We start from the raw sequence: 18,280 nt of genomic DNA, 5'->3' as shown, positions 1-18,280 counted from the left end.
CAGTACGGGGCATCTCTTGTAGATGCCCTTGCTTATTTATGAAATTTCAGATAAAATGACGGAAGATAGCAATCTACTTTGGACGAGCCGTTCATTCAATAATGTTCCAATACGCCTCACCAAAGAGCGATGGCAACATATCTTGAAAGAACACCCTGAAATGCAAGCTCAATATGAGCGAGTTTTAGAAACTTTAGAAAATCCCGATCTGATTCAAATAGATGACGTTACAGGCGGATTACTAGCCCTACGCTTCTATCCATTGATTCCCGAAAGTAGAAAATTTGTGGTAGTGGTGTATCTAGAAATAAATAACTCTGATGGATTTATCACAACAGCTTACCTCAGAAGACAGCCATCATCAAATAAGCGAATAATATGGACACAACAGTAAAAATTCTCGAAGACTCCACAAATATTACAGGTTTTTACGATAAGGAAGCGGATGTTCTCTATCTCTCGCTGGGAGAACCGCGAGAGGCTGTAGCTGTGGACATTAGCGATGGAGTTATCGCCCGCTATAATGAGGATAGTGAAACAATTGTCGGCATTACTTTAATTGGGTTGCGGCAGCGGGTATTGAAGGAATTAAATCGGAAACTGCACGTATTACCTCATCCAAATGGGTGGGCGGTGACTGAGGAAAATCTAGAGTCAAGTGAGAAGGTGTTTGCTACTCAGGAAGCAGCTTTTAAATATGCCGTTGGTTTGGCAAAAGCTCGATGGCTTGAGGTGGTAATTTATGATGAAAATGGAGAAGTTCGGGAAACTATAAATCCAGCGATAGATGCGTTATTGCAGCGTAGAATCGATCGCCCCGAATCTGACGGAGAGAAGCGGGAATGTTTAGAAATTGTTTAGATGTAGGGAAATAGATACCTGTGACCAAAGGAAGAATATATCAAATTAGTTAGGTGTGGTTTTCTGTGATGCTCGTAAATTCTTTCAATGCTGCATCAAGCCAGTGTTCGTACCACTGAAAAAAGGTAAAGTGCTTTGGGATATCAGCACGAGGCTCTTGCTCGGGATCGTGAAGGTGAACGGCATAGCCAAAGGGACAATATGATGGAGAATTGCTTTCCCAAATCCAAATTTCTCCGCAATACTTACCGTTGAGAACAAGCTCCCCATAAATATCGCAACCGTAATGTGTTAGCAACAGGCTACCACCGTCAGGAATTTTTTTCCATTCGGCGAGAAACTTCTTGTAAGCTTCCCATTCCTGCTCTGAATCGAGCTTTGAAGTGTCAATCGATCCTAAACCTAAAAATGGTTCAACGAGGGGAAAGGGCTCTTTTAGATCCGACGTTAAATTTGTCTCGGTGAGCTTCCGCATCCCCAAACCAGGGCCTGCTGGGCCTTCTCCAAGCTCGCGGAGAAATAATCGGTATTCTTCTGGGAGCTTTACCTGGGCACGAGCTTCCCAGTTGGCGATAAATTCTTCCGACAAGGGAGGGGAAAGCTGATACTTGTGGTGTTCGACCTGCATCACCCATAACTTGGTGTCGTGCTCTCGGAGTTGTGCCAACTTTTCTTTAATTCGTTCGATCGCGCTCATAACAAACTTCTCTCTTGCCTGCTAATTATTCACTAAGCTACTCATTTGTGTCACGGCTATTTTTTCCTGAGTTAACACGATCGCCCTTATTCAGTTTAACACGAGGGAGGAGCGATCGCCCTTTTCAAAGCAAGTGCGATCGCCCATCTGAAAAATTGCTATAATATCAAATGAGCCAACCTTGCTCTCAGTGAAAAAATATGTCAACCCCTACACAAACTCCCCAAACAAGCACCCTTGAGATAACTATCAATCAGGAACAAAAAGAACTGTTAGAAAAAGCAGCTACCCTGTGGGGTATTAGTCTGAGCGAATATCTGCTCGAAGTTGCTCTAAATCTAGCCCAAGAAATGCCACTTAAACCAGAACCGATCGTTCTTTCCGAACCAAATTGGAAAATTGTTACCTCAGCGATAGAAAATCCACCAGCACTTAACTCTAAGCTGAAAGCAGCGATCGAAAGGTATCGACAAAAATACAATCGCAAATAAATAATGGAATGGATTTTTTGCTCTATAGATGATAGGGTAAATTGCTACAATAAAATTAGTCGATCGCTATTTGGTAACAAAACAATGTCAACAGCAAGCGACACCCAAACAAAAATAGAGTTAACTCTCAGCCAATTTGACTAAAGTGCTTGAATAAATAAGAAAGCGATCGCCCTTATTCCACCTCACTCTCTTCTGGCTGATTCTCCGCCTCATCTTCCGCCGCAAAATCCACCTTCTCATAGACATCAGCCAGTGGCACTTCAACTTGAAAGAAATTAAAAACTAGCGCCGCATCTTCCTCATCGTACTGATGGTACGACCACCGCTTGTTAGCCAACTTACAATACTGTTCTACATAAACCTGAGATTGGTCAATCAGAATATACTCTTGAAATGCCGGCAGCGTTTGATAAAACTTAAATTTATCACTGCGATCGTAAGCTTTCGTAGATTTCGATAAAACTTCCACAATTACTTGCGGATTCATCACCGTATCCTGGCGATTATTGTAATACTCAGGTTTACCCGGAATTACCATCACATCGGGATAAGTATAAAATCGCTTTTTCGGCAGCCACAAACGCACGTCACCGAAGAAAACTCGATAGTCCTGTTTTTTGAGCCCAAGACTTAATGCAATATAAATATTGCCAGCGATTTGATTGTGATTTGTAGTTCCGCCTGTCATGGGAATAATTACTCCATCGCGATACTCACTTTTGTACTCTGCTGCTTCTTCCAGGGCGAGATATTCTTCGGGAGTGAAGTAGCATTGTGCTGTTGGCTGTTCTGTTACTTGTAGAATAGCTGTCACGGTTTTTTCCCCAACTCAATTGATATCTTGCATCTAGTTTAACATTGCCCTAAATTGCGGGCGGGCAGGATGCCCACCCCACAACAAAACTCATTCTTTGTGGAACAGGCATCTTGCCTGTTATTGAAAATAGTGCAACATATGCGATCGCCCTTCTCAAACAAAAAGCGATCGCACTTCAATAACTCGCAACCAAAATTAGTCGATCGGATCGAAAACTAAAGTCAATCTCGCAGCCGGAAGCAGTTATTTGATCGCACGCAAATGACCCTCTGCATCAGACCAACTGCGAAAGCGACCGATAACGACCCTTTGCAGGTTCGGAAGCAAACGAACCACAATCCACGGCTTGAGACGTTTCTCATACGGCATAATAGTTGTATCTCCTTGTTAATTGGAGCCATAGCCAGTCCTTGCTTTCCATGGCGGGGGACTGGCTTTTGACTGTGTATTGATTGGATTAGAGGAATTATAACATAATAAGCCCAAATATGTGTCAATTCTTTTCAAGAACAGGGCAACAACACGATCGGGAGCGTAAGCTTGTACCATTAAAAGCGTTAGTAAACCAACAAATATTTACATTGAGCAAGCGCGTTCACGTTACGTTTCCTGATTACGTATATGAAGCTTTGGATCGATGGGCTGACAAACAAGGCCGATCCACGGCTAACCTGATAGCCTTTCTCGTGGAAACGGCTTTATTGGAAGCCCAACAAAAGGGAGAAGTACCCCCTGGGCCCGAAGATCCCAAAAGTGACAAGTAAAGAGTTCCCTCGTGGGTTACATTGGTGGCAACTTAAGTTCAAACCCATCGACAGACTGCTGTTTAAGTATTAAACTTAGATCCCCCCCCCTAGCTCGCCTTAAGAAGCTATGCTTTATAAACATCTTTCTTGACAATCTTGAAAGCTTTGTACAGCAAAAATTTCAGGAGAAGTTGTGACACAAGCCTTGACAATTTAACAACTTTATTTATTGAAAGCAGCTTGCGTTTATTGAGAATTGGCAATCGAGGAATAAGGGTTTGATAGCCTCGCTCGCGCTCGCTCTCAAATGTTAAGAAAAATCCTTATAACGCAGAGCTTCTTAAGGGGGGAACCGGAATCTTCTCAAAGTCCCCCTTCTTAAGGGGGATTTAGGGGGAACTCCTCGGAGTAAACAGTTTTAACCCAGGCGTATTGCGGTATACATCCCATGTCTATCGCAACTCGCCCATATTTCAACTAATCCCCAAAACCCAAAAAACCCTCCCCAACAAGGAAGAGGGAGGGCGCACATAAAATAGAGTTAGAAATTCAGGCTTTTGCAAAATTAACAATAATGAGTCACATCCTCGCCGCACTCATCGGCCAAATAACACAAAGCACGAAAGCGCAGCCCCACCACTTGCTCGTATAGCGGATTTAACTTGCACAGCGGCGGAATGTAAAATAAAGTGCGATCGCAAATTTTGACTTCCCGCTCAAACGGACACTGGCTGGGAATAAACTTGCACAGAAACCGAGCTAACTTTTGACTTTTAATTGCACTATTGTCAAGCCACTGTTTCAGCGGATTCAACAAGTCAAAGCGCGGCTTGTGGCCGTAAGGTTGAGGATTTGTAGCGACACTAACAGGGGTTTCTTCTTTGCCATGCCATACCCAAATTGGCAGAATTCGATCGGACTGTGTATTCTCAAATACGTTCATATTTCTCTGTTCCTCTTTTACAACGAGGTGCCAAGAACTCTTTGTAGAGCTTGTACGAGATTTTGTCTACAATAAGTACCTACAGCAGCTCGTTTTGCTTTACCGGATGAAACTTCTTGAATTAATGACTTGATCCGAGAAAAGTAGTTCCTGATTATTTTTGAGAGACGGTGTGCGATCGCAAAAGTGTCCTCATTGCCAGCCCAAGGATTTATCTATGGGGTAAAAACTCTGCCTTAAACCTTAAACCTTCAACCTTCAGTTAACTCTCCTTTTGTACTTCCTCTACGATAATGACGCATCGAGGTCAATAATTCCCTGCGTGAAAATGCGGAATTTTCAATCAAAGTTATAATAGTTTCAAATAAGCACGGCGCTGCAAAAAACCCTGAAACCCAGCGCCCACTGTCGCTGCGTGCGTGAATCGTAGCTATCCCGAGCGTGAATCGGCCAGAAACTCCTACAATTATAAATAATCGGCATTACCGCCCTCACCACCCATGAGCAACCCAGAAACCAAATCTATCACCCGCGAATTGCAAAGCCACGTCGCCATTCTCGGCGGCTTCGTCTCCCTCCTCTGGATTATTGAGATTCTCGATGTATTCATATTTCGAGGCGCGCTGAATTCCTACGGAGTCCGCCCCCGCAGCATCGACGGACTTGAAGGCATCCTATTCATGCCTTTTCTGCACGGCAGTTTTGCTCACTTAGCCGCCAATACCCTCCCGTTTCTGACATTTGGTTGGCTGATAATGTTGCAAGAAGTAAGCGACTTTTTTATAGTTAGTGCCGTTACTGTACTCATCAGCGGATTGGGAGTTTGGCTGACAGGCGCGCCCAATTCCGTGCACATTGGTGCCAGCGGATTAATCTTTGGTTACTTCGGATTTTTGCTATTGCGGGGCTTTTTTGAACGCAGTTTTACGTCTATTATGGTATCTTTAATTGTCGGTTTCTTCTACGGCGGTTTAATCTGGGGAGTTTTGCCCTCGCAGCCTGGAGTTTCCTGGCAAGCGCATTTCTTTGGCTTTGTCGGCGGCGTATTAGCAGCTCAACTTTTGGGGCGGCAGAAACGGCAAATCAACTAGGATAAGACTTATGCTGCATCGTATTATGACCTTAGGTACGTTGTTGCGCTTCAGCGCTCTTTTCTATAGCAATGAGCGCTGAAGCGCAACAACGTACCTTGCCAGCCCAAAAAATAAATTTAAATGCAGAAAAGCTTAACAATTTCGTCCCGAAAAGTAAGACTAACTGCTTACTAATAATTCTACTTGCGCCGGCAAGCACACAGTAAAAACCGAACCGCCACCTAACTGGCTTTGAACTTGCATATCACCGCCCATCATCAAACAAAAGTGACGGCTAATAGTCAATCCCAAACCCGTGCCGCCGTACTTGCGCGTAGTTGAGGCGTCACCCTGCATAAAAGCTTGAAATAAATGCTGCATTTGTTCGGGGGGAATCCCAATACCAGTATCAGCTACGCGGAAAATTATTAAATCGGAAGGTTCTGCTATTTCTTGAGTTGTTAAGCTGTCATGTTTAACTCTTTCAATGGACAGGGTAATAGTCCCGCCTTCGGTAAATTTTGCTGCATTGCTCAGCAGGTTGAGCAATATTTGACGAGTTTTGGTAATGTCAGCATACATCACTCCCAAGTCATTAGCACAATTAACTTCAAATTTATTAAATTTTTTCTCTACCAAGGGTTCGGCAGTAGAAACTACCTCGTCAATTAAATTAACCGGGTTGAAAGTTTCTAAATAAAGTTCCATCCGCCCCGCTTCAATTTTAGAAATATCGAGAATGTCGCTAATTAAAGATAGCAAGTGTTTGCCGGCAGTTTGAATTTTGTGCAAGTCTGGGATAAAATCTTCGCAGCCCAAATCCTCGGCGTCTTCTTTGAGCATCTCGCTGTAACCGATAATGGCGTTGAGGGGAGTTCGCAATTCGTGGCTCATATTGGCTAAGAATGAGCTTTTGGCTTGGCTGGCTGCTTGAGCGGTTTGAGCGACTTGTTGGAATTCTTCTGCTAGTTTGCGTTGGGTAATGTCTTCGGCAATGCCGACTATACGGTAAATTTCTCCTGTTTCGTTGCGGACTGGAAAAGCCCGATCGCGCACCCAGCAAACTGAACCGTCGGATCGCACTACCCGATACTCCTCATCATAATCCCCCTGCACCTGTTTTTCAAAGGCAGCCTTAACGCGATCGCGATCGTCTCGGTGAATAGCATCCCAAAAAGCCTCCGGATGTGACAGCAAACTCCGATAGCTTAAATTCCATATTTTCTCGCAAGCAGGGCTCACATAAATTATGTGCTTTTGATTCGGTTCTCTAATCCAAAATACCTCATGAATATTTTCTGCCAACTGGCGAAACCGTTCCTCGCTGGCGCGCAACTGATCCACAGCACGGTGAAACTCTGTCACGTCTTGAACCAGCGATGCCACCCCAATTATACAGCCCTCAGCATCAACCAAAGTCGTATTGTACCACTCGCAAAGAATAATTTTGCCGTCCTTTCTAATGTTCTCGTTAATGCTACTAATTCCTCCTTGATTAGTGAGCAAAGTTATAGATAGTTGCCTGACATACTCCTTAGCATTTTCAGGAACTATGAGATCTACTCCGTGGCGTCCCATTGCTTCCAAGCGATTGAATCCAAAAATTCTTTCTGCTGACAAATTCCAGTCCGCAACTTCAAAATTGAGATTCCATTCGATCGCCCCCAAAGGAGTTTGATAGAGGTGAAAAGCGAGTTTTTCCTGAGATAGTTTCAGAGAGCGAATTAATTGAGTTTTATCAGCAATCGCAGCTTCCACCCGCTCTTCGAGAGTAGTAAACGACTCTTCCAATTGATCTGCCATCGTATTAAAAGAGCGAGCCAGGACACCCACCTCATCCTCCCGCTCTACAGACGCCATCAAGCGGGGATCTACCGCCATTGAGTCCCATTCTCCCCGCGACAAAGCCTCCGCAGCCTTGCTCAGACGCTGAATTGGCATGACAATCCACCTCGAAGTCACACATCCTAGAGCCGTCGCCACAACCAAAGCACCGAAACAGAGCAAAATTGTGTAGCGAGTATTGGCGTTAATCGCTTCCATAAAATCGGCTTCGGGAACCGCCACCACAATCAACCAGTCGAGGCCCTTGCTGTCTGAGAGCGGTGTCACCTGTAGAAATTGTCGTTTCCCATCGATCGCAAAATCTAACTGGTAAATACGATCGATCTTGCTCAAATGCCCGAAGCGTTGTGTCAAATAGCGGGCAGTCGATCGAATTAGAACATTTTTGCTATTCGCTGCCCCAATCCGTTGTGGAACGCCTTTGCTCACAATAAATGGCGCTTCTGGAGTTGAATTTGCAACCAATTCTCCAGACCTTTCGACAATAAAAGTTTGTCCTGATTTACCAATCTTCAGTTTTTCCAAAAATTGATGAATATCAGAGAGTGTCAAATCAGAACCAAGAATTCCAATCAGTTTATTATTCTTTCCGTAAACGGGTTGAGCAGCAGTAATTGCTAGTTTGGGAGTGTCAAAATAAGTATAAATTTTAGTCCATGTCGGCTTGCCAGCCCGCACCGGAGCTACATACCAAGGTCGGGTGCGAGGGTCGTAGTTAGGAGTAGTTTTTAAAAGCTTAGTTGCTTCGCCGAACTTAGACGGCGTGTAGCTGTGCAAATTATAGCCACTAGACTTATTAGAAATCCGAATTTGCAAATTGCCATCGTCAAGCCTTTCAACTCCCGTAAAAATTTTTTGTTCGGAGCCGAATTGAATGTAGCTAATTGTATTAAAGGTTTCGAGTTGTTTGGAGAAGTAGCTGAGTAAACTGGCTTCATCCTGCACGTTCAAAATACCCAGACGGATGGCATCGAGATTCAGTTGATTGATTTGGTGCGGCCTTTCGATATAACTATAAATGTGTTGCTGGATGCGCGATGTGACTTCGGCCCGCAGTTGCGCGGCAACATCGTTGACAGCTATGCGCCCGTGGCGCAGGGACAGCCACCCCGTCAGCCCCACCGCAGCGAAAGTCTGGATGGCAAAAGGCACTACAAGGACGAGGCGAATTGGCACTTGGCGCGACATTTTTAAAATATGGTCGCTCAGATATCTGATTGGCATATTGAAGCAGAAATATTACGAACCCACAAAGTTTCGGTAAAGTACAACCTGATGAGCGCAGATTTTGAATGAGACCGTTTTCTGTGGCAGAGTGCTGTTAAAAACTGGGAATCTGCCGCTACTAACTTAATTTTTAACGACTGCCACCGTTATCTTAGCGCGATCGCGTGCTTGGTCAGGGCGATCGAGATTAATGCAGTAAGTATAAGGAAGAAGGAAGAAGGAAGAAGGAAGAAGGAAGAAGACAGACACAGCAAGCTTGAGCTTGATTCATATTTTATGTTTAATTAGGTGGATTTACTTATCACTCCTGGAATGAATGTAGGCGCTGATACTATTTGAGATTTTACATTTGAAATTGGGTAGTTTGCGATCGCACTCCCAGCATCAGAAACTGTTTTTTTTCTCGCGTCTACTTCATTGCATCCGCCAGATGCACTAAACAAGCAGGTTTCTGAGAGTCGGAGCGCGATCGCAAGTTATAAATATTTACAATAAATTCACTTGATATCTCCACAACAAGCTACTTTTGATAGAGCGCAACTTAATTCCGGCTGGGTAGAATAAGTATAGTAGGATGCAACTAGCGGAGGCATGGATGATGAACGCAGTTATTGCTACTCTTGGCACTGCTCTCGGACTGAGCTCAATTTTGATCGGTTTGACCCCGGCGGTTATCGCCCAACAAAGGCTGCAACCAGCGCCCCAAAATTCAGAAACGACTTTATCAGGGGATTCCCTCAGAACTGTGGAGGACAGAACCGTAGACTCGGACTACCAAAACTTGATTGGTGAACGAGAAACGGCGGCTAATGCTGCTATTCGGCAGCGCAGCTTGGGGGATACATTTCGCCTCAAAATCGGCCCCGAATTGGAATTTATCACTACTCCTTCCGACGCCCAGCGCCAAGGAAATCCCGTTCCTCTCCAACCCAACGACAGTGGTACAGGAGCTGGAGTTCAGCTTCAGCTAGGACTTTAGTAATTTTGAATGAATTGATGTCAAGCAAACGAGCGATCGCACAGCCCGATTTTTGAGGCTGGGAGTTCTTGTGACTGCGATCGCTCGTTTCTCTGAATTTTATCACAAGTTTTGTGCGGCTTGTATCACAGGAGAGTCTTTATTCTCAATCTACAATTGGGGCTATTAAACATCAGACGCATCCCAATTAGATACGTATCTTTACAATAGCGCATAAAACTGGCGGTGAAGGTCATGGGAAAGGCTCAACTAATCGATTATTTGCGGGGAGAGTTGGCGATATCGAATTCTGCGATCGCCGTTGCTCTGAGACACGATGAACAAGATGCCGGCCAACTGCCGATGGTTCTGTGGCAGTACGGGTTAGTTACCTTGGAACAGTTAGACCTGATTTTTGATTGGCTGGAAACTCAGTCGGCTTAATAATTTAAAATTCCGAATTTTAAAATATGGATATCTGATTCCAGATTTTTGAGAAATAAAGCTTACCAAAAGATTGGGTCTAGAACCCCGTCATTATAGGACGGCTTGAATTCAAAGTCTAAAGATTACTTTCCAATCAAGTTTATAGCTACAATTGCCCATAAGCGTCATAGAATAATTCCATGATTGTACTAGAGTTCAAGTTAAAAGGCAAGCCACAGCAATACCGGATCGTAGACGAAATGATCCGCACAGCTCAGTTTGTCCGAAACAAAGCTCTCAGATATTGGATCGACAATTCCAGAGTTAAGCTATCGGATTTATACAAACAATGCGCCATCATGGCGAAAGAGTTTGAATGGGCCGGAAAACTTAACTCAATGGCGCGTCAAGCTTCGGCTGAGCGTGCCATTTTTGCTATTCAACGTTTCTTTTCTAATTGCCAAGCTAAGAAACCAGGAAAAAAAGGATACCCACAATTCAAAAAACACACTCATTCCGTAGAATACAAAACTTCCGGATGGGCGATTTCCACCGACAAAAAATGTCTAACATTCACGGACGGTTTTGCGGCGGGTACCTTTAGGTTACTCGGTAGTCGAGACTTGCACTTCTATGCACCTACTGAGATTAAACGAGTCAGAGTAATTCGTCGAGCCGATGGTTACTACGCTCAGTTCTGTATCAATGTAGAGCGAACAGAAGAAATAGTTCCTACGGGGAAAACGATTGGCATAGATGTGGGATTGAACCATTTCTACACCGATAGTACAGGGGCAACAGCTCCTAATCCTCGGCATTTGCGTAAAAGTGAAAAAGCTTTAAAGCGGTTGCAGAAACGAGTTTCTCGGAAAAAGAAAGGATCGAGTAATCGCAAGAAAGCGATAAATAAGTTAAGCAGAAAGCACTTAAAAGTCAGTAGGCAGCGTAAAGACTTCGCCATCAAGACGGCGTTGTGCGTAGTGAAATCTAACGATTTCGTAGCCTACGAAGACCTTCAGGTAAAAAATATGGTGAAGAACCATAAGCTTGCCAAATCAATTAGCGATGCAGCGTGGTCACAGTTTGCCCAATGGTTGCAATATTTTGGGAAAGTGTACGGTAAAACAGTAGTTGCTGTAGCACCTGGGTACACTTCCCAAGATTGCTCAAGTTGTGGCAATCGCGTTCAGAAATCCCTATCGGTCAAAACTCATATTTGCCTGTGCGGTGCGGTGTTAGACCGCGACCACAATGCAGCTTTGAATATTTTGGCTAAAGGATTGAAAGCCCGTGCAGGAATTAATTTAAATACGGTGGGGCACACCGGAATTAACGCTTGGGGACAGACCGACCTCTACCCATTGGTGGTGACATCAACGGGCAAGCCGACTGGTTGAACCAAGAATCCCTGTGCGTTCAAGCCGGGGAGTGTCAAACAAACGGTCGTCTAAATAAAAGTATAGGGTTGAGTGTTGAGGTTGAGGTTGAGGTTGATTTTTTACCTTTGGGTAAGATCTAAATATGCGATAGGGACACAGCACTGCTGTGTCCCTATTGTTATGGCTCCAGACGCGATAAAACAAGCCCCAGCAACTTTTAGGTTTGCCGGGGCTTGTTCGATTGAATTTGGTGGCGGGAAGTGGATTTGAACCACTGACCTTCGGGTTATGAGCCCGACGAGCTACCAGGCTGCTCTATCCCGCGTCGCTTTATATCTATCTATTCTCAAAAATCAAACCCTGCATCCTCAAAGATTGCAGGGCTTGTTTCAAGTTGGTGGCGGGAAGTGGATTTGAACCACTGACCTTCGGGTTATGAGCCCGACGAGCTACCAGGCTGCTCTATCCCGCGTCGCTTTGTCTACTCTCTAATATAAACACATCTTTCTGGAAATTGCAACCCCTCAATCAAAAAAACTTTTGAGGTTGTGGTAGGGGTTGCTGAAATTGGCGAAGAAGTGTCGATCGAACTAAAGCATCGAAACTTCGCCGACCACCTCCAATCGTTTAAAATCGCTGAGAGTCAGGTAAGTGTCCGAAAGAGTTTCGGCGATCGTCGCAGTAATCCAGCCCAACTGCTTGAGCAAGTGAATCGCCACAGCAAATTTAGCGCGCTTTCCTCCATCAGTTACCTTAATTGCCAAACCCATACCTTCGCCAACCCGGCCAATACACTGAACCCCTTCAGCACCGGATTTGCTCACCAATTCGCCTTGAGTCAAGCGCATCAGTTCCGTGTCAAATCTCCCCTCACCAGCAACCATCATCGGGTGATGAGTCATAGCGCGGACAATCCGCTCCATATCCACATTGTCACCGGAGGCTAATTTAGCGTACAAAGACGCCATTTGCCCCAACTGCAACAGATAGGTAGGAGCGCCGCAGTCGTCGCGAGCGCTGATAAACTCTTCGGCAGGCATGGCCAGCAAGTCAGCCACTTTGCCCAAAATAAGCTGCTGGACGGGATGTTTGCGCCGCAAATAAGTTTCCAGCGGCCAGTGCAGTTGCTGACAGACAGCTAGCATTCCGGCGTGTTTGCCAGAACAGTTGTATTGCAGGGCGCTCTTTTTGCCTTCGGGAATGGGGCATTGAAGTTTAGAGGGGTCAATGTCGCAGCGCCACAGGACGTTAAACACCTGTCGCGATTGCTCGATCGTACCTTGATGAGAACTGCAAATAATCGCTAAATCTCGATCGGTCAATTCGTAGCGTTCCAAAGTGCCGCTCGCCGTCACAGCCAAAGCTTGAAAAGGTTTGAGTGAAGAACGGACAAATGTCGCCGTTTCCGAGTTACCGGCAACGGAAAGAACGCGGCCGCGTTTGTCGCAAACAGCGGCTTGGGCGCGGTGCTTCGATTCCGGAATACCTTCGCGCAGCAGTGTGACTTCGAGTTCGGGAGCTTGGGTTCGTTTTCCCCTTGTCATATCAATTTTAGATTTTAGATTTTAGATTTTAGATTGGGGTGAAAGAAGTCTTGAGTTGCCAGTTGTGAAGTTAATCTTTTGGTGATTGTTTGTAACTCAAAACTATCGGGCGGGCAGAAAACTGCGCCGCCCCTACGACTCAAAACTTCCCTTTTACCATGAACGATTACACAAAACTCCAAATTAGTCCCCCGCCAACCAGCAATACTGTCAAACCATAAAATGTCTGCCGCAGACGCCTGAGAATTGGTTCTAGTTCGTAGTTGACTATCAATTGGTCTTGAGCTAAAACTTCGGGAGTTTTAGGCCAAGATTGACAATCGTACCAGCCAGACTCTTCGTAGACGACTGTGGGATTGGAAAGTCGCGATCGCACGTAGAACCAACCCAAGTAAAGCCGCAGCAAAGCTAATCCTAGAATAAAACCGGCACCAGCGGCAGCGCACAGGGCAAACTGAACTGGATACTTCAGCGGAGCAAAGCTGGCTGCTGCTAAGGGCCCGGATACCAAGCAACTCCAACCCCATACCCAAGCAAGTTTTGCCAGATATGCGGGCAAATCGAGAGTTACCCAGCTAAAAAACCAGGATTCTGTAAGTTCTTGATATTCATTAACCGGGCGTTGTTCCTGGGGAACAGGACAAATAGAAACAGAAGTGTCTTTCACATTAGCGATCCTCTCGGCGCGGTGGAAAATTCAATGCGTTCGGCGTGTCCCCAGAACGCTTCTAAATTGTAAAATTCGCGCTCTTGAGGTTTCAAGATGTGGATAATCACGTCGCCGTAGTCCATGACGACCCAACTGGCGTCTGATAGCCCTTGTGTACGCAGCGGTAAGCGTCCCCATTCTTCTTCTACTTGGTCGGCGATGGCTTGGGAGATGGCTCGTACCTGGACGTTGGAGAATCCGGTGACGATCGCAAAGTAGTCAGCGAGATAGCATACTTCTGCGACGCCCAGCAATACAATATCAACTGCTTTGCGGTCATCGGCAGCTTGTGCAGCGGTCAATATCAGGCCGCGGGCTTCGTCTGGGATGGTGGCGTCGGTTACTGTGGACTGGGCCCGGGAGTATTCGAGTTGGGTTAGATCTGACATTAAGTGTTTAAGTTCCTAATTGATACGGTAAGGGGGAATTGGTGCGCTATTGGCTTTCGGTTGTTGGCAGTTTGAGACTGGAAATAGGAGTTAAATTCAAGCCAAAAGTAAGTACAGGATTGCTGGTAAATTTTACGTTTAACTTGTGATTTGTTCGATCGACTTGGATGTCGAATTTCCTATTTCGGGCGATTGGGCGCGGGCCATTTGCAGCGCCCAATTCCGCGTAAGTACGGTGCGCGGGTGGATGTAGCAGCGAGTTTCTAGCAAATATTTGAGAGAATGATCGCTAGTTTGCCACACGGCTGCATAAAGATTTTGGACGCTTGTCTCGCGCAGTGCTTCTAGTTCGGCTGTGTTGCCGCGGCTGGGTTCTATAGTGTCTGCTATAAATACGGTACAACTGAGCTGGCTCATGTTTGGTCTGCCGAGGGTATGATTGGCGATTGCGTCCAAAATTTCTCGATCGACCACCCCGAATTCGTCTCTAGCGACGATCGCGCTCGCGTCTGCGTGCAGCAAATGCGGGTGTGCTTCCAACACTGAGTCTAACTCTAAACCTTCGTTCTGAGCCATTTGCAGCAGCATTTGGGGTTTGAAGTATTTTGCCAAGTCGTGCAACAATCCTGCCGATCGGGCTTTTGCTTCGTCGAGGCCGTAATGGCGAGCCAAGTCTCCTGCTGTCTGTTCGACTCCGAGGATGTGTGTGATGCGGGCGGCAGGAACGCGCTGTGTGAGCCAAGCTAGGACTTTTTCGCGATCGAGTGCAAGTGTCAAATATTAACTCCCAAATTGTAGGATCTATTATTTTAGCGTTTTGTTTTAATGGACTGCGGTGTAGGGCTGACAGGGGTGCGGTGGCTTGTGGGATGGGGAGAGGTGAAGGGGGCGATCGGTTCTACCTAAACCATTCAAAAATCTGTTAAAGTCGGTGGCTGTAACGACAAATTGTAGTTACCATAGACATCTGGCAAAAAGACAGTCAAGAACAGGCAGGATGCCTGTTCCACAATAATTATGCCAGAAGTCTAATATTTAGTAACAATCAATGAACAACGAATTTACTTCGAGCAAATCTCAAACTGACTGGCAACGCCTAGATGCCATGACTGATGAAGATATTGATTTCTCCGATTGCCCTGAAATTACGCCTGAAACGTTTGCCAAAGCATTAGTTCGGCGAGGCTTACCCAACCCTAAGACGAAAGCTCAAGTGACCTTACGCATTGACCGTGATGTTTTGGAGTGGTTTAAATCTCAAGGTCGAGGTTATCAAACACAGATTAACGCCTTACTCAGAGAATACATGAAAGCCCATCAATAATGGATTTGCTATTTTTTGTATCGTTCTCATTTATTCTACTTTTAATCAGTGCCATCAAAGGTTATTTTATAGTTGCTCCGCTTCTAGCTTCGATGGCAATTTTGACGGTCATTTTGTTGCGGAGGGGATTTCCGCTAAAAACCTTAATCAAAATGGCTGTTGCTGGCAGTCAAAAATCTTTTTCAGTCATCGCTATTTTACTTTTAATCGGCGCAGTCATGGCTGTGTGGATGGCTGCGGGGACGGTTCCGGTTCTGGTATATTGGGGAATTAAATCGATCGACCCTCAGTATTTCATTTTTTGGGCGTTTATCTTAACCAGCGTTTTTTCTGTACTACTGGGAACATCTTTTGGTGCTGCGAGTACGATCGGCATTGCTTTGATGATAATCGCCAACGGCAGCGGTGTAAATCCGAATCCGATCGCCGGGGCGATTGTAGCGGGAGCTTATGTGGGCGATCGGTGTTCTCCGATGTCTTCGAGCGCTATTTTGATTGCCATCCTTACCAAAACCGAAATTTATACCAATCTCAAAAATATGGCGGTGACGGGCTTATTACCGCTGCTCGTTTCCAGCTTGTTGTATTTAATTTTATCGGCTTCAAATCCCGTCGAACTTTCCGGCAACAATTTGGCTTTGGAACTAGGCACAGCCTTCAATCTTAATTCGATAACTTTGCTGCCAGCCTTGACAATTCTCATACTTTGTGTACTGCGAGTCGAAGTCAAAATCGCGATGGCTGTTAGTATCATTACCGGAAGTGCGATCGCCTTTTTCGTTCAAGGTTATTCGCCGATCGAGATTCTGCAATTCGCGATCGCAGGATTTAAATTAGAATCAACTTCTAGTTTAAAAGATATTGTAGCAGGAGGAGGAATTTTGTCTATGGCAAAAGTTTCATTAGTTGTAGTTGTCTCGACAGCATTTGCTGGCATTTTTGCCGGCACCAGAATTTTAGAATTTGTGGAAGTGTCTCTCAATAAAGCTCGAACCAGAGGAGATTTATTTTTTGCCACAACAGTAATTAGCATTTTTTCAGCAGCCTTTGGTTGTACCCAGACGATCGCAATTATCTTGACCCATCAATTAGTGGAATCAAAGTACCGCCAACAAAAATTAGATGATTATCAACTTGCTGTAGACTTAGAAAATACCGCTGTTGTGATTTCCCCCTTAATTCCTTGGAATATTGCCGGATTAGTTCCAGCAACTGTCTTGGGTGTCAATTCGGATTTTATACCCTATGCGTTTTATTTATATCTGATTCCTTTATTTAATTTGATTCAACTGAAACTGGCTAAGGCACCTCATAAAAATTAACCAAAATTAAGAGATATCTTACATTCATTATCTCGCTTTTCTTAAAATTATCGGTGTTCATCTGTGTTGCGTCGGGAGCATCTCAGTTTTGCATCTGTAGTGCTGTCCCCGCTCGCGTGCTGATTGATATAGCAGGCGAGCGGGGACGCTCGCACTGCAATAAAAAATGCTTCTTGCAAAAATGAGATGCTCCCTGTTGCGTCTGCCTTAAATCTGCGATCGATCGCAGATGTATGCAATTGCTCGTCTACTTTGGCAGCGGTTGCAATATTTTCTCAGCATGACTTGCCGCCACCGCCGCAAATAAAGCCTCATAATGATTCAAAGCTTCCTCAAATCCGTAATTCTCCACAGCATACTTTCTACCTTGCTCGCCCAACGCATCCACCCGATCGCGATTTAAGAACAAATCCTCCACAGCATCAGCCAAAGCCTGCGGATCTTCCGGCGCTACCACCACCCCGCCACCGCTTTGCTGCACTGCTTTATGCGCCGTACCAGTTTCGGGAACGGACGCCAAAATTGCCCGACCGCTCGCCAGCAGCACTTGAATTTTTGAAGGCATATTAAAGTTAGTTACCCGGCGCTTTTGTACGACTAAACTAACATCCGCAGCAGCTAACATTTCGGGCAATTTTTCTCGCGGTTCAAACGACAGTAACATTACATTAGTAGCTTTGTAAGTTTCGCAATCTTTTTGCAAGCGCGTCAGTGCTGTTGATTCCCCCACAATTACAAAAGCAATTTCAGGTATGTGCTTCAAACGGGTCGCTGCTTTGACCACTGTTTGTAAGCCTTGGGTAAGGGCAATATTTCCAGCATAAAGAACCACAAACTTGCCATTTAGTTTGTGGGTTTCGCGAAAGGGGTTATTTTCTTTTGGTAAAGGGCGGATGAAATTGACATCAACCCAATTCGGAAGGCAAACTATTTTTTCCGGGGGTACTCCCTGAGAGTGCAATTTGCTGACAAAACCGCTGTCGATAACGCTGACTTGGCTGGCTGTGCTGTAGGCAAATTTTTCTAAGGCGTCCGCAATCTGAATTAGCAGTCCGTTTTTTTTCACCAAGCCGACGCGCACGGCTGCTTCTGAGACGATATCCTGTACGTTGAGGACGATCGGGATATTGCGAGTCCAGCCGTAAAAGGCCACTGGAACGCAAATCGGTAAAGGTGGCATTGTTGAGAAAATCACGTCGGGACGCCAGCCTCTGAATGCTTGGACGGCGCTGGATACGACAAAACTACCGTCTAGCAAAAGTCGGTCTAGCAGGCTGGGGTGAGGGCCGTTGACGCGCAGGTAACTCCGCTGAATAGTGACGCCGTTGTGTTCTTCGGTGAGGTAAAATTTGCCCCGATATTGCGGATAAATTCGCCGCTGGGGATAGTTGGGCATTCCGGTGACGACTCGAACTTGGTGCCCTCGCTTGACTAGGCCTTGGGCTAGTTCTGTCATCAAGGGGGCAATGCCGATCGGCTCTGGATAGTAGTTATAGGAATAAATTAGAATACGCATAATATATTTA

Annotated in this window: 20 protein-coding genes and 2 tRNA genes; 11 read left to right on the top strand and 11 right to left on the bottom strand. The window is 45.4% G+C overall.

The window, feature by feature from the left end; all coding sequences use genetic code 11:
• Positions 1–22: 22 nt before the first annotated feature.
• Entirely contained in the window at positions 23–394 is a 372-nt protein-coding gene (locus JGK11_RS18015; RefSeq protein WP_293212404.1) for a hypothetical protein, read from the top strand.
• The gene (locus JGK11_RS18010; RefSeq protein WP_293183289.1) at positions 379–861 is read left to right on the top strand and encodes a DUF2188 domain-containing protein; all 483 of its coding nucleotides are present in this window, start codon (positions 379–381) and stop codon (positions 859–861) included. The genes JGK11_RS18015 and JGK11_RS18010 overlap by 16 nt, the downstream gene beginning before the upstream one ends.
• A gap of 49 nt (positions 862–910) precedes the next feature.
• On the opposite strand, the gene JGK11_RS18005 is transcribed toward JGK11_RS18010, so the two are convergent.
• Complete coding sequence (locus JGK11_RS18005; protein WP_293183287.1) at positions 911–1,558, bottom strand: SMI1/KNR4 family protein; 648 nt, start codon at positions 1,556–1,558, stop codon at positions 911–913.
• 200 nt (positions 1,559–1,758) lie between these two features.
• Here JGK11_RS18005 and JGK11_RS18000 point away from each other — a divergent pair, with 200 nt between their 5' ends.
• Positions 1,759–2,049 carry a DUF1778 domain-containing protein gene (locus JGK11_RS18000; RefSeq protein ID WP_293183285.1) on the top strand — a complete coding sequence of 97 codons (291 nt, stop codon included), beginning with the start codon at positions 1,759–1,761 and terminating at the stop codon, positions 2,047–2,049.
• 175 nt (positions 2,050–2,224) lie between these two features.
• Here the strand turns inward: JGK11_RS18000 and JGK11_RS17995 are convergent, their stop codons facing one another.
• Positions 2,225–2,866 carry a Uma2 family endonuclease gene (locus JGK11_RS17995; protein ID WP_293183283.1) on the bottom strand — a complete coding sequence of 214 codons (642 nt, stop codon included), beginning with the start codon at positions 2,864–2,866 and terminating at the stop codon, positions 2,225–2,227.
• A 69-nt stretch (positions 2,867–2,935) separates the two neighbouring features.
• Here JGK11_RS17995 and JGK11_RS17990 point away from each other — a divergent pair, with 69 nt between their 5' ends.
• Positions 2,936–3,088 (top strand): hypothetical protein, encoded by a 153-nt coding sequence (locus JGK11_RS17990; RefSeq protein WP_293183281.1) that lies wholly within the window; start codon positions 2,936–2,938, stop codon positions 3,086–3,088.
• A 362-nt stretch (positions 3,089–3,450) separates the two neighbouring features.
• The gene (locus JGK11_RS17985; RefSeq protein WP_293156875.1) at positions 3,451–3,633 is read left to right on the top strand and encodes a hypothetical protein; all 183 of its coding nucleotides are present in this window, start codon (positions 3,451–3,453) and stop codon (positions 3,631–3,633) included.
• A 547-nt stretch (positions 3,634–4,180) separates the two neighbouring features.
• On the opposite strand, the gene JGK11_RS17980 is transcribed toward JGK11_RS17985, so the two are convergent.
• On the bottom strand, positions 4,181–4,558 hold the full coding sequence (locus JGK11_RS17980) for a Mo-dependent nitrogenase C-terminal domain-containing protein (RefSeq protein ID WP_293183279.1): 378 nt from the start codon (positions 4,556–4,558) through the stop codon (positions 4,181–4,183).
• 500 nt (positions 4,559–5,058) lie between these two features.
• On the opposite strand from JGK11_RS17980, the gene JGK11_RS17975 reads away from it, so the two are divergent.
• Complete coding sequence (locus tag JGK11_RS17975) at positions 5,059–5,649, top strand: rhomboid family intramembrane serine protease (protein ID WP_293190536.1); 591 nt, start codon at positions 5,059–5,061, stop codon at positions 5,647–5,649.
• Positions 5,650–5,811: 162 nt separating this feature from the next.
• Here JGK11_RS17975 and JGK11_RS17970 read toward each other — a convergent pair whose 3' ends face one another.
• Complete coding sequence (locus tag JGK11_RS17970) at positions 5,812–8,700, bottom strand: PAS domain S-box protein (RefSeq protein ID WP_293212403.1); 2,889 nt, start codon at positions 8,698–8,700, stop codon at positions 5,812–5,814.
• A gap of 598 nt (positions 8,701–9,298) precedes the next feature.
• Between JGK11_RS17970 and JGK11_RS17965 the strand changes: the two genes are divergently transcribed.
• From JGK11_RS17965 to JGK11_RS17955, 3 genes are all read left to right on the top strand, one after another.
• Positions 9,299–9,682 (top strand): hypothetical protein, encoded by a 384-nt coding sequence (locus JGK11_RS17965; protein ID WP_293183273.1) that lies wholly within the window; start codon positions 9,299–9,301, stop codon positions 9,680–9,682.
• Between the two features lie 234 nt (positions 9,683–9,916).
• A complete protein-coding gene (locus JGK11_RS17960; RefSeq protein ID WP_293183271.1) occupies positions 9,917–10,105 on the top strand; it encodes a DUF2949 domain-containing protein in 189 nt (62 codons plus the stop codon).
• 182 nt (positions 10,106–10,287) lie between these two features.
• Complete coding sequence (locus JGK11_RS17955; protein WP_293212402.1) at positions 10,288–11,484, top strand: transposase; 1,197 nt, start codon at positions 10,288–10,290, stop codon at positions 11,482–11,484.
• Between the two features lie 230 nt (positions 11,485–11,714).
• Here JGK11_RS17955 and JGK11_RS17950 read toward each other — a convergent pair.
• The 6 genes from JGK11_RS17950 to yqeK form a co-directional block, all read right to left on the bottom strand.
• Positions 11,715–11,791: transfer RNA gene (locus JGK11_RS17950), tRNA-Met, on the bottom strand.
• 70 nt (positions 11,792–11,861) lie between these two features.
• Positions 11,862–11,938, bottom strand: a tRNA-Met gene (locus JGK11_RS17945).
• 118 nt (positions 11,939–12,056) lie between these two features.
• Entirely contained in the window at positions 12,057–13,010 is a 954-nt protein-coding gene (locus JGK11_RS17940; protein ID WP_293196897.1) for an asparaginase, read from the bottom strand.
• Positions 13,011–13,176: 166 nt separating this feature from the next.
• Positions 13,177–13,677, bottom strand: coding sequence for a CGLD27 family protein (locus tag JGK11_RS17935; protein ID WP_293183265.1), 501 nt, complete (start codon positions 13,675–13,677; stop codon positions 13,177–13,179).
• Positions 13,674–14,108, bottom strand: coding sequence for a ribosome silencing factor (gene rsfS, locus JGK11_RS17930; RefSeq protein WP_293183263.1), 435 nt, complete (start codon positions 14,106–14,108; stop codon positions 13,674–13,676). Before rsfS ends, JGK11_RS17935 begins: the two co-directional genes overlap by 4 nt.
• A gap of 138 nt (positions 14,109–14,246) precedes the next feature.
• The gene (yqeK, locus tag JGK11_RS17925; protein ID WP_293212401.1) at positions 14,247–14,885 is read right to left on the bottom strand and encodes a bis(5'-nucleosyl)-tetraphosphatase (symmetrical) YqeK; all 639 of its coding nucleotides are present in this window, start codon (positions 14,883–14,885) and stop codon (positions 14,247–14,249) included.
• Between the two features lie 271 nt (positions 14,886–15,156).
• Here yqeK and JGK11_RS17920 point away from each other — a divergent pair, with 271 nt between their 5' ends.
• Both JGK11_RS17920 and JGK11_RS17915 read left to right on the top strand, forming a co-directional pair.
• Complete coding sequence (locus JGK11_RS17920; RefSeq protein ID WP_293207086.1) at positions 15,157–15,432, top strand: BrnA antitoxin family protein; 276 nt, start codon at positions 15,157–15,159, stop codon at positions 15,430–15,432.
• Positions 15,432–16,754: a Na+/H+ antiporter NhaC family protein gene (locus JGK11_RS17915; RefSeq protein ID WP_293190531.1), complete on the top strand. Its 1,323-nt coding sequence runs from the start codon at positions 15,432–15,434 to the stop codon at positions 16,752–16,754. Before JGK11_RS17920 ends, JGK11_RS17915 begins: the two co-directional genes overlap by 1 nt.
• A gap of 247 nt (positions 16,755–17,001) precedes the next feature.
• Here the strand turns inward: JGK11_RS17915 and JGK11_RS17910 are convergent, their stop codons facing one another.
• Entirely contained in the window at positions 17,002–18,270 is a 1,269-nt protein-coding gene (locus tag JGK11_RS17910; RefSeq protein ID WP_293183255.1) for a WcaI family glycosyltransferase, read from the bottom strand.
• Positions 18,271–18,280 lie beyond the last annotated feature (10 nt).

Origin of the sequence: Microcoleus sp. PH2017_34_RAT_O_A (genome assembly GCF_020737885.1) — a bacterium.
Classification (GTDB): Bacteria; Cyanobacteriota; Cyanobacteriia; order Cyanobacteriales; family Microcoleaceae; genus Microcoleus.
The sequence above is the reverse complement of the archived record's forward strand: the minus strand, read 5'-3'. Positions and strand labels throughout refer to the sequence as shown.